The organism is Actinokineospora auranticolor, from assembly GCF_041897805.1.
Classification (GTDB): domain Bacteria; phylum Actinomycetota; class Actinomycetes; order Mycobacteriales; family Pseudonocardiaceae; genus Actinokineospora; species Actinokineospora auranticolor.
Genome location: NZ_CP154825.1, coordinates 4,555,806 through 4,570,242, shown reverse-complemented (window position 1 = coordinate 4,570,242; position 14,437 = coordinate 4,555,806). Strand labels below are relative to the sequence as shown.

Annotated in this window: 12 protein-coding genes; 7 read left to right on the top strand and 5 right to left on the bottom strand. The window is 71.1% G+C overall.

Going from position 1 to position 14,437, the window contains the following annotated elements:
- Window positions 1–85 precede the first annotated feature (85 nt).
- Window positions 86–958 (top strand): aminoglycoside phosphotransferase family protein, encoded by an 873-nt coding sequence (locus V5P93_RS20140; RefSeq protein ID WP_104483126.1) that lies wholly within the window; start codon window positions 86–88, stop codon window positions 956–958.
- A gap of 410 nt (window positions 959–1,368) precedes the next feature.
- Window positions 1,369–1,713: a hypothetical protein gene (locus tag V5P93_RS20135; RefSeq protein ID WP_104483084.1), complete on the top strand. Its 345-nt coding sequence runs from the start codon at window positions 1,369–1,371 to the stop codon at window positions 1,711–1,713.
- Between the two features lie 401 nt (window positions 1,714–2,114).
- Here V5P93_RS20135 and V5P93_RS20130 read toward each other — a convergent pair whose 3' ends face one another.
- Together V5P93_RS20130 and V5P93_RS20125 are read right to left on the bottom strand one after the other, a co-directional pair.
- Window positions 2,115–2,300: a hypothetical protein gene (locus V5P93_RS20130; protein WP_104483083.1), complete on the bottom strand. Its 186-nt coding sequence runs from the start codon at window positions 2,298–2,300 to the stop codon at window positions 2,115–2,117.
- 102 nt (window positions 2,301–2,402) lie between these two features.
- Window positions 2,403–3,248: an SMP-30/gluconolactonase/LRE family protein gene (locus tag V5P93_RS20125; RefSeq protein WP_219824186.1), complete on the bottom strand. Its 846-nt coding sequence runs from the start codon at window positions 3,246–3,248 to the stop codon at window positions 2,403–2,405.
- 69 nt (window positions 3,249–3,317) lie between these two features.
- Here V5P93_RS20125 and V5P93_RS20120 point away from each other — a divergent pair, with 69 nt between their 5' ends.
- From V5P93_RS20120 to V5P93_RS20110, 3 genes are all read left to right on the top strand, one after another.
- Window positions 3,318–3,938 (top strand): TetR/AcrR family transcriptional regulator, encoded by a 621-nt coding sequence (locus V5P93_RS20120; RefSeq protein WP_104483082.1) that lies wholly within the window; start codon window positions 3,318–3,320, stop codon window positions 3,936–3,938.
- Between the two features lie 100 nt (window positions 3,939–4,038).
- A complete protein-coding gene (locus V5P93_RS20115) occupies window positions 4,039–4,695 on the top strand; it encodes a L,D-transpeptidase (RefSeq protein WP_104483081.1) in 657 nt (218 codons plus the stop codon).
- An 84-nt stretch (window positions 4,696–4,779) separates the two neighbouring features.
- Entirely contained in the window at window positions 4,780–5,241 is a 462-nt protein-coding gene (locus V5P93_RS20110; protein WP_104483080.1) for a hypothetical protein, read from the top strand.
- Between the two features lie 32 nt (window positions 5,242–5,273).
- On the opposite strand, the gene V5P93_RS20105 is transcribed toward V5P93_RS20110, so the two are convergent.
- On the bottom strand, window positions 5,274–6,554 hold the full coding sequence (locus tag V5P93_RS20105) for a GAF domain-containing protein (protein WP_104483079.1): 1,281 nt from the start codon (window positions 6,552–6,554) through the stop codon (window positions 5,274–5,276).
- A 510-nt stretch (window positions 6,555–7,064) separates the two neighbouring features.
- On the opposite strand from V5P93_RS20105, the gene V5P93_RS20100 reads away from it, so the two are divergent.
- Entirely contained in the window at window positions 7,065–8,555 is a 1,491-nt protein-coding gene (locus V5P93_RS20100) for a S8 family peptidase (protein ID WP_245931737.1), read from the top strand.
- Between the two features lie 47 nt (window positions 8,556–8,602).
- Here V5P93_RS20100 and V5P93_RS20095 read toward each other — a convergent pair whose 3' ends face one another.
- Window positions 8,603–10,750 (bottom strand): tetratricopeptide repeat protein, encoded by a 2,148-nt coding sequence (locus V5P93_RS20095; RefSeq protein ID WP_181043910.1) that lies wholly within the window; start codon window positions 10,748–10,750, stop codon window positions 8,603–8,605.
- 137 nt (window positions 10,751–10,887) lie between these two features.
- Here V5P93_RS20095 and V5P93_RS20090 point away from each other — a divergent pair, with 137 nt between their 5' ends.
- Complete coding sequence (locus V5P93_RS20090; protein ID WP_104483076.1) at window positions 10,888–13,251, top strand: P-loop NTPase fold protein; 2,364 nt, start codon at window positions 10,888–10,890, stop codon at window positions 13,249–13,251.
- Window positions 13,252–13,254: 3 nt separating this feature from the next.
- Here V5P93_RS20090 and V5P93_RS20085 read toward each other — a convergent pair whose 3' ends face one another.
- Window positions 13,255–14,169: a sugar phosphate isomerase/epimerase gene (locus V5P93_RS20085; RefSeq protein ID WP_104483075.1), complete on the bottom strand. Its 915-nt coding sequence runs from the start codon at window positions 14,167–14,169 to the stop codon at window positions 13,255–13,257.
- Window positions 14,170–14,437 lie beyond the last annotated feature (268 nt).

Sequence of the window (14,437 nt, the reverse complement as noted above, 5' to 3'; positions counted from 1 at the left end):
CACCCCCACCACTCCTCTGTGGACAGTCCAGACCCGCCCACCGAGGAGGAAACCCGTGATCACCGTCCCACCCGCGCTCGCCGCCATGCACGCCCAGCACAGCGGTGACACCGGCCGCGCCTGGATCGCCGCCCTGCCCGCCCTCGCCGCGGACATGCTCGACCGCTGGCAACTGCGCCGCGACGGCCCCGCCCGCCACGGCATGGTGTCGCTCGTGCTGCCCGTGCGCCGCCCCGACGGCACCCCCGCGGCGCTGAAGCTGCAACCGGTCAACGAGGAGAACGACGGCGAACCCGTCGGCCTGCGCGAATGGGACGGCGACGGCATCGTCCGGCTCCTGGAACACGACCCCGCCACCGGCACGATGCTGCTGGAACGCCTCGACGCCTGCCGCCCCCTCAGCGCCGTCGACGACCCCGTCTCCGTGCCCGTCCTCGCCGCGCTCCTGGCCCGCCTCACCGCCCGCCAAGCCCCACCCGGGATGCGCACCCTCAAAACCATCGCCGAGAACATGCTCGCCGACGCCCCGCGCCTCATCCCGCGCTTGACCGACCCCGATGAGCGGGCCCTCATCCACCGCTGCGCCGACACCGTGCGCGAACTCGTCGACGAACCCGGCGACCGGCTGCTGCTGTGGGACCTGCACTACGACAACATCCTCGCCGCCGACCGCGAACCCTGGCTCGCCATCGACCCCAAACCCCTCGCCGGAGACCCCGCCTTCGACCTCATGCCCGCCCTCAGCAACCGCTGGCACGCCATCACCACCGCGAACAACCCCACCCACGCCCTCCGATGGCGCTTCGACCAACTCCGCGAAGCCATCGACCTCCCCCACGACCACGCCACCGGCTGGACCCTGGGCCGCGTCCTGCAGAACACCCTCTGGGACATCACCGACGGCGCCACCCGCGTCGACGACGTCCAGGCCACCATCGCCCACGCCCTCCTGGGATAGCCGTGGCGGATCATCGACAGGCTCCGACCGCCCGCGGAAGTCCGATCAAGATCTTCGCCCGTCGACGCGGTGACCGCTGTGTTACAGGATGTCGCTCGCCGACGGCATATATGGGTGCCACCACGGACGCGGCCGGCATCGCCAGGGTAAAAAGCCTCGATGGCATCATCGAAAACTCCGCACGCCTGCGCATTTCGACTGGACACCGACCGACCGGCGGGTTCATACCATCGGCGGACTGGGCAACCATGGTGCCGGTCGCTAGGCTGAAACGCGGAGCTCCATTGCCGATATCTCAACAGGTATTCCAAGAAAATGTTGTGGGACACCGGTCGCCCGGGGCGATGGCGATGGCAGGACTCATCGAATTGCGTTCCGAGCGGCCTGATTCCGTATCAGGGGAGCGTTGAATGAATATCAAGTCGAAGGCGGTGGCGGTGTTGGGCGGCGCGCTCATCACCACGACCGTGCTGGCCCCGGCCGCGTGGGCCGACCAGGAGCCTTCGGGACCGGGGGCGTTCATGTCGGGGCACACCACCCAGAAGCGCAACGGTCTCACGTGCGAGAACCGCTGGTACAACACCTACGGCGGCACGACCTGCTCCGGCGGGTCGGGAGCGCAGAACGTGAAGTGGCGCGTGCACGTCGCCTGTGCCGCCCAATCCGACTACACCGGCCCGTGGAGCTACGGGTCTGGCAGCGGCGGGTTCGAATGCAACTTCAGCGTCCAGAACTCCAGCGTGGAATGGGGATGATCCAGCCCGGTTGATCCGGTCGGGACGAGGCGCCGATGCGTCCCGCACGGCTTGGTCAAGGCCGTGCGGGACGCACGCGTCGCGAACCGGTCCAGCTCCTGGCGGGGGAAACACGGTGGTGAGGGATATCGCGGGGCAGCGAGTTCCACGATGATCAGCGCGGCGGTATCACGACGTCGGCGGTCGAGTCGGGGAGTGTCGATAAGCGGGAGCACCCACCATGCACCATCGGGCCGAGGAGAAGGTGCCGGCGATCTCGGGCAATTTGAGCACAAACTCGCAGCCTGTCCGGATTGTACCGTGACACGAGCGTCGCGAAATACTCGGCACCTGACCATCCGGATGCGCGGATCACGCAGCGCGCAGGTGGGCGACTTCTTCCCGCACGACACGTTCGACATTCACATCGCATTGCGCCGCGATGGCGGCAGGGTGTCGAAATCGACGAACATCCCCGCCATTCCGCTGTTCCGGGTCAGGACGTTGTAACGGTAGTTCACCACCAGCACGGCGGGCAGCGGCGACAGATCGGCGACCAGTTGGGCGCTGCTGCGCGCCACCGGGCGGCCGATCGTCGTGGCCGCCACGCCGGCGGGCCTGGCGGGTCGCGTGCTCGACCTCAGCGGGCTCGGCACCACCTCCACCCCCGTCGCCGAGCCGGGAACCCCACCGCGCTGACGCGACCCGCTCTACCGCGGCACCTCGGTGACGTAGACGCGCGCGCTGCGGCGGGCGAGGACCGACTCGAGTTGGTCGACGCCGTCGAACTCGTTGCACAGCAGGAACAGGTGCCGACCCTCCGGGCCGCCCAGCGCGCACGAGAAGCAAGGGAGGTCGGTCTCCACCCGGTGGGTGATCTCGCCGCCGTCGAGGACGCGGACCACCGCGCCGGCGGGGCCGCTTCCGGTGTGCGCGAAGGTGTCGGCGGTCTGGCACCAGATGCCGCCGCCCGCGTCGACGCAGATGCCGTCGGGTCCCAGTCCCTCCGCCCACGTGCGGCGGCCGGACAACGTGCCGTCGGCGGCGATGTCGAAGGCCGAGAGGCGTCCGGCGAAGGACTCCGAGACCACCAGGGTCGAGCCGTCAGGGGTGATCACCATGCCGTTGGGGAACTCGATGTCGCCCGCGACGTCGCGGGCGGTGCCGTCAGGGGCGACCAGGCGGATCCAGCCGGGCTCGGGCGCGCCGCCGCCGAGGAAGTCGAAGTCGGCGCCGTTGACGTAGACGTGGCCCGCGGGGGTGACGACGAGTTCGTTGCCGCCCTGCGGGCTGTGCCGCACCGGTGCGCCGTCCGGCTCGACCCGGGTCAGCTCCTCGCCGGAGACCAGCAGGCGGCCGTCGGGCAACCAGGCGATCGACCAGCCCATCCCGCCGCGCCCCGGCCCGACCACCTCGCGCCTGCCCTCGAGGTCGACCGCCAGCACCTCGCCGCTGCCCCAGTGGGCGAACCACAACCGGCCCTCGTGCCAGCGCCCGGACTCGACCATGGTCAGCCCGTCGGTGAGCAGCCGCGGGGCGGGGAGTGGGACGACCACGGGTGCCTCCTGGGGAAACTGGACTGGACGGTCTAGTCCAGTGGTGCGCCCTAGCGTACGGTCGGGTCCGTGCTCGATCAACACCCGACCCGCAAGCAGGCGGCCATCCTCGAAGCGGCCACGACGACCTTCCTCGACAACGGCTTCCGCGGGACGAGCATGGACGCGGTCGCACGCGTCGCCGACGTCTCCAAACAGACCGTCTACCAGCACTTCGGCGACAAGGAACGGCTCTTCGTCGAGATGGTCCGCCGAGCCGTCAACGCCGTGGCCGACGCGGTCTCCGCCGGGATCGGGCAACTCGGCTCCGGGGACGACCTGACCGCCGACCTGCACGCGTTCGCCACACGGCAACTCACCGCCGTGCTCCAACCCCGCGTACTCGCCCTGCGCAGACTCGTGACCGCCGAGGCGTGCCGCTTCCCCGAGCTCGGGCAGGCGTTCTTCGACCAAGGCCCGGGCCGGACGATGACCGGACTGACGGCCAGGTTCGCCGAACTCGCCCACGACGGCCGGTTGGACCTCGACGACCCGTCGACCGCGGCGTCGGACTTCAACTGGCTGGTCATGGCCGCGCCGGTCAACGAGGCGATGCTGCTCGGGCGGACGGCCTTCCCGGCCGAGGACATCGCGCTTGTGGCCAACCGGGCGGTGGCGACGTTCATGCGCGCCTACGGCCCACGACCGTGACCACACGTACGAGCGCATTTCCCGACCCCGGCGTGTGGCAGGCACCCCATCACGGGTAGGCCCGAAGTGGAGCGCCGTCGCTGTGGGGAGGTCCGCCGGGATGCGCAGTCGGGTAGCCGCGTTCGCCGTGTGCGCGCTGGTCGCGGGTAGCGGCACGGCCGCGGCCGAGGGATTGCCGCTGCCGTACTCGGGTCCGGCGGACCAAGTGGTCACGGTCGTGGCAGCGAACCCCGCCGCGACCACGGCCACCGTGACGGCCTGGCGCCGCGCGGCCTCCGGGTGGACCGTCGACGTCGGCCCCGTCGACGCCTTCGTCGGCGAGTCCGGGATCGGGCAGACCGCCGAGGGCCGACGCACGACCCCCGCCGGGGTGTGGCCCCTGACCGAGGCGTTCGGCAACAAGCCGGGGTACGGGACCCGCCTGCCGTACCGCCAGGTCGACACGTCCGACTGGTGGGTGTCCGACGTCGACTCGCCGCACTACAACAAGCCATTCCGCTGTGCCCCGGGCGCCTGCCCCTTCGACGAGCGCGCGGGTGAGGACCTGGGCCGGGTCGGCGCGGCCTACGACCGGGCGGTCGTCATCGACTACAACCGCGACCCCGTCGTCGCGGGCGCCGGGTCGGCCTTCTTCCTGCACATCGGCACCGGCGCGCCGACGGCGGGCTGCGTCAGCGTGCCCGCCCCCGCCCTCGACTCACTCCTCACCTGGCTCGACCCGGGCGCCCACCCCGTCATCGCCATCGGAGTCCCCTGAACGTCCACCCGGCACCGGTCCGAGTGGAACACTCCGCGCGCTGACGTCGGCGGGGATGTCGTCGTGGGCTGATTTACTGCGCGCATGGGTGTGTTGACGGACTACTTCCGCGCGCCGGACGCGGGTGCGGTGGTGGCGTTCCTGACGTCGTCCGAAGCGGCGTCGCCGGTGGCCGAGTTCGACGGCGTCGAGGCCAAGTCGATCGACCCGCACGTGGTGCTGGGGCTATTGGTGGCGGTCGCGGCGGGGGAGCCGTACCAGGGCCTGGCCTCGCGACCGGTGTGGCCCGCGACGCCTGAGCCCACGGGCTACCCGGACGACGGGGACCCGTGGGCCGACGGGCCGTGGGTGTTCGAGCTGGACACCCGGGTGCGGGACGTGATCGCGGACGTGAACGAGGTGACGGCGGTCGTCACCGAGTGGGCGCGGGCGGAAGAGGTGGGCGGCTCGCCGTCGGACTGGGAGCCGGTGGTGGGGGAGCTGGTGGCGTTGGCCGGTCGAGCCAGGAGCGCGGGGCAGCGGCTGTACTGCTGGACGTGCCTGTAGCCGACGCGCGCCCTCTTGATGGCCCGCTGCGCTCAAGCGGGGCGGCGGTTGACGTAGGCGGCCAGGCCGCCGAGTTCCTCGCTGGCGACGAACGCCGACCGCACGTGCACGATGGCCTCTTCGACGTGCGCCGGGCAGCCCCACGCCGCATCACCCCAGGAGTCGGCGACCTTGAGCTCGGCGGGCTCGGTGCAGCCGTCGGCCCCGCCCAGCTGACAGTGCTCGGGGTGCGGCAGGACGACCTGCGCGGCCGCGGCGGTGCGGATCCGGGCGGCGAGTTCTGCGGCGGTGGCGGCGCGCTGCTCGGCTTCGGCGCGTAGCGCCCGTTCGCTGCGCACGGCCTCGGCCAGCTCGTCGCGGGCCGCTTTCGCCTCGGCCTCGGCGTCCCGACGGGCCCGTTCGTTGTGGTGGCGTTCGATGGCCAGTGCCGCGGTGTGGGCGAAGATCCGGGCGAGGGCGAGGTCGGTGCCCTGCGGCACGCGCGGCACGCGGTGGTACATGGCGAAGGTGCCCAGCAGGCTCCCGTCGAGGGCCAGGATCGGCGTGGACCAGCAGGCCGCCAGATCAGCCCGCTCGGCCAGGTCGCGGAAGTCGTCCCAGAACGGATCGCAGGCGATGTCGGTGACGATGACCGGAGCCCGCCGGTAGGCGGCGGTGCCGCAGGAGCCGATGCCCTCACCGGTGGCGATGCCGTCGATGGCCCGGTTGTAGAAGTCGGGCAGGCTGGGCGCCGCCCCATGGTTGAGGTGCGCGCCGTCGGAGTCGGCGAGCAAGACGGAGACGAGAACCTCCTGCGGTGCGAGGTTCTCGATGCAGCGCGCCATCCCGTCGAGCACGTCGGCCAAGGGTGCTTGCCGGGCGATCTGCTCGAGCAGCGCGCGTTGTTCGGCCATCAGGTGCTGGGCGTGTCTGACCTGGGTGGTCTCGATGCCGACGACCCGGACTCCGATGACCCCGCCGTCGGTGTCGTGGCGCGGTTCGCAGGTGAGGTCGAAGAACGCCTCCCGCGCCCGCGGACCGCTGTCGAGCACGATTCGGACGTCGCGGTCGATGCGCGGCTCACCGGTGCGGTAGACGTCGTCGAGCAGGGCGACGAAGCTCCGACCGAGCGGTTCGGGCAACAGCGCGGCGAGCGGGGCACCGACGTGTGCCCGGTCCTCGCACAGGGCGGCGAGGAACGCCGGGTTGGCCGTTTCCACCAGGTGCGTCGGCCCCAGCAGCGAGGCGAACACGGCATCGGACCGGCCGAACAGTGCCCGCACGTCCTCCTCTGCCGTCGTCGATAAGGGGTGCCGACCTGGTGCCGCCGTCATGGTGTGGTCCGTTCCTCGTCTGCGGGTGCCACCGTAGTACCCGCTTCGCCCGGCCACTGCACATCGTCGTCGGGTGCGGTCTGCCGCCGCGTGGGATCGGACCAATTCGACAGCATGATTACGGGGAAGCCGCAAGACGTCATTTCGGCCGCCGCTACGTTGCCTAAAGCTCTGTTCGCGAATGTCATCCAGAATCGACCACGTATGAGATTGGAGACTGCGGCGTCGAATCGGACGAGATTCATCGCATTGGTCTAGTCCTATGGGCATCTAGTCCGATCGCGCCTGGTTCCCAGCGCTGCCAACGAGTCCGTTCGTCGCGGTGTGCGACCGTAGTGGGCCGTCGGAGTGAGAGCGCGCGGTTGCGGTGTGAGTCCAATGGGCGCTTGGGAATACGCGAGCGCGACTGCCAGGCTCGGAAACCGAACGGCTCGAGTCGGGCGGTTTTCGAATCAGTCACAGGAAGAAGTCTCGTCACGAAGGATCGGGTTCTTATGCCGGGCGGCGGGCGTGGCGTTCGCCACCGCGGCGGCGTTGGTCGTCGCGCCGGTGGGCGCCAACGCGGCCGAGGGGTTCGTGGCGAGCGCCGCGGAGTCGGTGCCGGGCGAGTACGTGGTGGTGCTCAAGGACACCGCCGCCGTCGCGCGGTCCGCGTCTGGCCTCGCCGCCCGCTATGGCGGCACCGTCACCACGACGTGGAGCCACGCGCTGCACGGGTTCGCCGCGACGATGAGCCCGGCGGCCGCGCGGAAGTTGGCCGCCGACCCGGCGGTGGCGTCGGTGAGCGAGAACGGCGTGGTGCGCGCGACCGACGTCCAGCCCAACCCGCCGTCGTGGGGCCTGGACCGGATCGACCAGCGGAACCTGCCGTTGAGCGGCACCTACGAGTACGCCACCACCGCCCCCGCCGTGCACGCCTACGTGCTCGACACCGGGATCCGCACCACGCACAGCACCTTCGGCGGCCGCGCGAGCTGGGGCTTCAACGCCGTCGACGGGAACAACACCGACTGCAACGGGCACGGCACGCACGTGGCGGGCACGATCGGCGGCGCCCAGTACGGCGTGGCCAAGGGCGTGCAGCTGGTCGCGGTGAAGGTGCTCAACTGCGCCGGTTCGGGCTCCCTCGCCGGGATCATCAGCGGCGTCGACTGGGTCACCGCGAACGCCGTGCGGCCCGCCGTGGCCAACATGAGCCTGGGTGGCACCGCGTCGGCGGCCAACATCCCGCTGGAGAACGCGATCCGCGCCTCCATCGGCTCCGGGATCACCTACGCCGTCGCCTCCGGCAACTCCAACGCCGACGCCTGCGGCTTCAGCCCGGCCCGCGTCGCCGAGGCGATCACCGTCAACGCCTCCGACGCGGCCGACCGGCGCGCGTCCTTCTCCAACTTCGGCACCTGCACGGACATCTACGCTCCCGGCGCGGGCATCACCGCGTCCTGGAACGGCTCCGACTCCGACGCCCGGGCACTGGATGGCACGTCCATGGCCGCCCCGCACGTCGCGGGCGCCGCGGCGCTCTACCTCGCGCAGAACCCCGGCGCCACCCCGCCCGCGGTGCAGGCGGCCCTGCTCCAGGCGTCGACCCCGGACAAGATCACCGACGGCGGTGCCGTCTCCGGCCTGCTCTACACCGGCACCGCCCCCAACACCGGCGGCGTCAAGGCACTGGGCCGCTACTGGAACAACCGCAACGACCACGCCACCTCCACCACCCCCCTGGGCGGCGCGTACACCACCCAGCAGCCCGGCACCCACGCCCTGTACCGCTGCCAGGTGAACTGGGGCTACACCGACTACTTCACCTCGCTGGATGCCAACTGCGAGGGCCGCGGTCGACTCGGTGTGCTGGGCTACGTGCACTCCAGCCCCACCGGCACATTCACCATCCCCTTGTACCGCTGCGTGGTCCGCGCCAACGGCGACCACATGGAGTCCAACCAGAGCAACTGCGAGAACCAGAACTCCGAAGGCCTCCTCGGCTACACCAGCTCCTGACACGCGATACGTGCGCGCGCCCCACCCAGGGCGCGCGCACGCCCGTCTCAGCCCTGTTCAGGACACCGGTGCCCTCTCGCCACCAACGCGTCGAACACCCCCAGTTGCCGGGCGACACGGCGGATACTGTGCGGACGGTCTTGGTGTTGGTAGATCGTGAGGGCTTCGAGCAGGGTCTCCTCGGCCTGCTCGTAGTGGCCGATGGCCATGTACGGGGCCCCAAGGCGGTCGAGGGTGTCGGCCGCGGCGTAGGTGTTGCCGAGTGACTGGTAGATGTCGAGCGCGCGGCGGTAGTGCTCGATGGCTTCGTGGTGGCGATGGACCACATGCGCTATCCACCCGAGGCTGTCGTGGGTGTGCGCCTCACCGTCGGGATCGTCGTGCTGCTCAAACAGAGCAAGAGCGGCACGGCAGAACTCCTCCCCGGCGCCGCGGTCGCCGAGCCACGCGGTCAGCCAACCAACCTGGTTGAGCGCCGTGGCTTCACGCACCGGGTTTCCGAGGCGCCGGTAGAGCTCCAATGCGTGCGAGGCGTGGTCCAAAGCCCGCTCCCGGTCCGCGTCCTGCTCCGACATCAACGCCAGCGTCCGGTGGGTGTGCGCCTCTTGCGCGGTTTCACCGTGGAGTCGGGCCAGGTCCAGTGCTCGCCGCAGGCTGCGGTGCGCTTCGTCGAGATCGCCCAGTTCGATGTGGGCGTGCCCGAGATGCCGGTACGCGCGGATGGCGAGTACCGGGTCGGTCAGCCGCGGCGCGGCCTCGCTGGCGCATCGCCAGATGTCCGCCCTCTCCTGGCGGTGCGCGCGGCGCTGCTGATAGGTGTTCAACACCCACGCCAGCCGCCAGACCGTCTCGTGCTCGTCGGCGGCGGACGCGTCGGTGTGGGTGGCGAGCAGGTTCCGGTGCTCGACCGCGAACCACTGCAGAGCGCTGTCCGCGTCCCGCAGTGGGTGCGAGCACACGCCGGACATCGGGCGGCCGAGGCGGATCGACGTGCGTCGTGGGTCGAGGCGTCGGTCGGCCTCGGCTGCGGTGTGGACGTAGAAGTCGAACACCCGCTTGATCGCGTCCTGGCGTTCCCGGGCGGGGAGCTCGTTCGCCAGGGATCTCGCGTGGTCGCGGACGAGGTCGTGCATCCGGTAGCGACCCTGGTTGTCGCGGTCCACCAGTGACGCGTGTTCGAGGGCGCGCAACAGGAGTTTGGCACAGTCGACGGGCAGCGCGACGAGACTGGCCGCGGCCGGGAGCCCGGTGTCGGGGCCGGGCGCGAGGCCCAGCAGGAGGAACGCCGTGCGCTGCCCGTGGGTGAGCGCACGGGTGGAGAAGGACAACACGGCGGGCAGGCTCGTGGCAGGGTCGCCGGTGTCGAGCACGTCGAGGCGGCTGCTCTCGTCCCGTAGTTCGTCGGCGATCTCGGCGGGGGAGTGGGTACGCGCGAGTCCGGCGATGATGGCCAGTGCCAGGGGATGTCCCGCACCGGCTGCGAGCAGGGCGCCTGCCGCGTGGTCGGCGCCGAGCCGGGCGGACAGCATCGCGCGGGCCTCCGAACCCGTGAGAGGGCCGAGCCGCAACGACTGGGCATCGTGAGCGACGGCCAGTCCCGGGAGTCGATTCCGACTGGTGACCAGGACCGTGCACGACGACGTCCCGGGCAACAGCGGACCGACCTGCGCTTCGTCGCACGCGTTGTCCAGCAGGATCAACATGCGTTTCCCCGCGACCAGGCTCCGGAAGAGCGCGGTCCGGTCGGCCAGGGCCGCCGGGACGCGTCTGTGGTGCACCCCGAGCGCGTCGAGGAATCCCCGCAGGGCCGCGGCGGGCTTCAGCGGGTGTGAGTTCGGGGAGAAGCCGTGCAGGTCGACGAACAGCGCGCCGTCGGGGAACCGGTCGCCGTGGGAGGCCGCCCATTGCACGGCGAGGCTCGTCTTCCCCATACCGCCCGCGCCGCCGATGGTCCAGATCGTCGGCGTTTCACCGGGTTCCGCGGCGGTCAGCGCGGCGAGCTCGCCCTGGCGACCGACGAAGCCTGGCGGTGGCAGCGGTAGTTGACGCGGTGTAGGGCGCGGATTGTCGGCGAGAAGGTGGAAGTGGTTGCCGCCGACCGCGATCGTCCCGCCTTGAACCACGACGCCCGAGATGGCCGAGGCGTCGACCGTGTTCCGCACACCGCTCGCGGTCTCGTCGTCAGCATTCGTCATCGCCACCCCCGGATGAGGCGGCCGACGGTACCCGAACGCCGCCCTGTCACCCGTACGGCCCATGTTCGAGCAATTCGCCACGAGCCGCGCGCCCGCCCTGTCGTAATAGCCCGACGTTCCCGGCAACAGGGGGTCATATGGCCGACACAGCACCGATGGGCGAGGGACCGCTACGCCTGGCGGGCGTGTTGCGGGGAGCCGTGTGGGCTGTCGCGGCCGTTGGGCTGCCCGATGGCACGGTCGTGGCGGCGGGCGACTCGCACGGGCAGCTCGCGTGGTGGGACGTCGAGACCGGTGAGTTGCTCGGCAAACTCCAGTCTCCCGACCCCGCTGTGGTGCGGTCGATGACATCGATCTCGTTGCCCGACGGGCGGGTCGTGTTCGCCGCGGGCGGGAGCCGTGGCTCGATCCTCGCCTGGAACGCCGTCACCGGCAACGCCGAGTGGACGATTCCGCTGCGCAGCGGCCCGGTTTGGTCGATGGCGGCGGTGACGCTGCCCGGGGGATCCACGGTGTTGTTCTCCGGCGAGGACGACGGCCGGATCCACCGCTGGGACGTCAGGACCGGTGAACCGGTCGGTGCGCCGTTCGGCGATCACGCCGCCGCGGTGCGGGCCATGGCGGTCGGCCCGCTGGTCGACGGCAGATCCACCCTGGTGACCGGCGCGGACAACGGCACCGTCCGCCAGTGGGACGCCGAGACCGGGCACGCGATCGGGTCGGTGCGCAACCACGGCAGCGGCGCGGTCTGGGGCTTGGCCGTGAGCACCCTCGCCATGACGGTGAGCTGCGGCAACGTCGGCACCCTGTGCCGGTGGGACGAGACCGGCGCCCTCCTGGGCGCGCCGATCCCGGTCGGCTCCGGTGCCTTGACCGGCATCGTCACCGCCACCCTGACCGGCGGCGACGTCGCGTTGATCTGCAGTGGCGTCGACGGCAGACTGTCCTGTTGGGACGCTCACACCGGCAGGCGGATGGGTCGCCCGGTGCTTGCTGCCGCCGGTGGCGTGCTCTCCCTGGCCGCCGCGCCGGGCCTGGGCAGGCTGGTGTTCGGCGGCACGGACGGGACGGTGACCGTGGCGGCGACGCCCTGGAACGCCCGGCCCGCGGTGTCGGTCCGCGCGCAGATCGACTCCGCCCGGGTCGAGGACAGGCTCGGCCGACGGGTCCTCGCCGCGCACCTGGAGGGGCTGCTGGGTCAGCTGGCCGCGCACTCCGACAGCACCAGCGCGGTGGTGCACGTCGACGGGCCGTGGGGCGGGGGCAAGAGCACGCTGGTCAAGCTGCTCCTGCGCGACGAGCACACGCACGGCCCGTCGTGGACGCCGCCGGTTGTGGTGAACTACGAGGCGTGGCGGGAAGGCGCGATCGCGCCGGAGTGGTGGTCGCTGGCCGCCGCGGTCGAGCGGGAGGTGCGCCGGTCACGGCCGTGGGTCACCCGCGTGGCCATGCAGGTCTGGTCGGTGGTGGCGCGGACGCTGCGCTCGCCCGCCACCCTGGTCGCCCTCGCGGTGGCGGCGGGCGGCACGCTGCTGAACACCTTGCTGCCGGAGTCGTGGATGCGGATCGCGGTCACCGTCCTCGCGGCGGCGGGCGGCCTGCTGGGTGCCGGGCTGGTCGTCGGTCGGACGTTGTTCTGGCACTCCGCCCCGTTCGGCAGGCTGCACCTGCATACCGAGGACAACCCGCTGGGCCAGGTCGCCGACATGGTCGCCTGGCTGCGCCGCTGGACCCCGCGCGCGGGCGCGGGCAGGCGCCCCGTGCTGCTGGTCATCGACGACCTGGACCGGTGTCCGGCCGACCGGGTGGTGCGGATCCTGGAGACGGTGCACACCATCCTGCGCCAACCCGTGCGCCGCGGGCGGCGAGAGCTCGCGCGGCTGTTCGTCCTCGTGCTCGCCGACGGCCGGTGGATCACCAAGGCCTTCACCTCCCGCTACGCCGAGTTCGGCGACCCGGGCAACCAGACCCGCGACCTCGGCTCGGACTTCGCCCAGAAGGTCTTCGACCACGTCGTGCACGTACCGGACCTGTCCCGCGCGCAGCTCTCCACCTACCTCGACGACGTCCTCGCGGCCCGAACGGCCCCCACCACCGGCGTCAAACCACAACCGCGGCAACAACCCGCACCCCCGCCCGCGCAAGAACAGGAACAGCTCGTCCACGCGCGCCGCGAGGCCACCGCCGAAGTGCTCCAAGCGCGCGGAGACCACCTACTGCACACCTACGCGGACCTGGTCCCGCCCAATCCCCGCATGATCAAACGCATCGCCAACGCGCTGGGAATGCTGCTGGCGGTCCAGATCCACGTTCGTCACGCCGAGGACGACGACGCCCTGGCACGGGCCGCGATCCTGCTCGTGCGGTTCCCCCTGCTCGCCGCCCGCCTGCGCCACGACCCACTCGACGACAAAGACCCCTGCTGGGACCTCTCCGGCGTGCGGGACGTGCTCGGCGAGCACGACCTCACCTCGCTCGCCCGCTGCCTGGGCCGCACCTGAGGGTCACCGGATCAACGGCCGCAACGTCTCCACCGCGATCTCCAACCCCTGCCGCGTCCACGCACCAGCCCACACCGGATCCTCATGCTCGACGGCGACCGTGCCGTCGAAACCACCGCAGTAGAGCGTGTCGATGATCCGGTTCCAGTCGAGCTGCCCCCGCCCCGGAACCCGGTAGCGCCACCACCCGGTGTCCTCGGGACGGGCCCGGGTCACCGCCTTGCCGAAGACGCCGAACCGGTTCCGCGCCCGCTCGTCGACCTCGATGTCCTTGGCCTGGAAGTGCGACACCCGCCCCGAAACCAGAACCGACCGCAGCGCCTCGACCGGGTCGATGCCCAACCACAGCAGGTGCGAGGGGTCGAAGTTGAGGTACAGCCCGAGGTCGAACATCCAGTCCCACAACTCGGGGGAGTAGGCCAGGTTGCCGGGGTAGCCATCGGGGTGCCAGCCCTCCATCGGGCAGTTCTCGATGACGAGCCGGACACCGTGGTCGTCGGCGTAGCGGACCAGCCCGGGCAACACCCGCTCGGCCTCCCGCAGATTGCCCGCCACACTCGCCCCGGCGTCGCGGCCGATGAACGTGCCGACGTGCGGCACACCCAAGGCCGCGGCCGCGCGGACGCAAGCCCGAAGGTGCTCATGCACCCGCGCCCGCTCGACGAGGTCCCCGATGAGGTTGTTCTCGTAGCAGCTCACAGCCGAAACGGTCATGCCGTGCGCGGCGAACAACTCCAACACACGCCCCGCCTCAAGGCCCGCCCCATCCACGTCAAGATGCGCGGCCTGGTGCGGGTGATCGCCACCGGCGGGCCACGCCGCTACCTCCAGAGCGTCATACCCAGCCCCACTCGCCCACGCGACGACCTCGGCGAGCGTGAGCCCCGGAAGACAAGCGGTGAACAGGCCGAGTCGCATACGTCTCCCCGATCGTGTCGACCCGTACAGCGTAGTCGAACTCCCGACACAGCAGTGCCAAGCCGACGACCTCCACCACTGCCCGGCGTCCCGCTGTCGCTGTACGCACTTCTCGTGTTGCTCGGGAGAAGCGGCGTCAGGTTGCCTGTCGACCGCCCGTCGGCGTTCGCGTGGGGCGTCTCGTACCAGTCGACAGCTCGGATGATCTCCGCCCGCTTGTTGGGTTTCATGAGCGTGCAAGCGGGACGCAGAAGCACGCGCACCGATC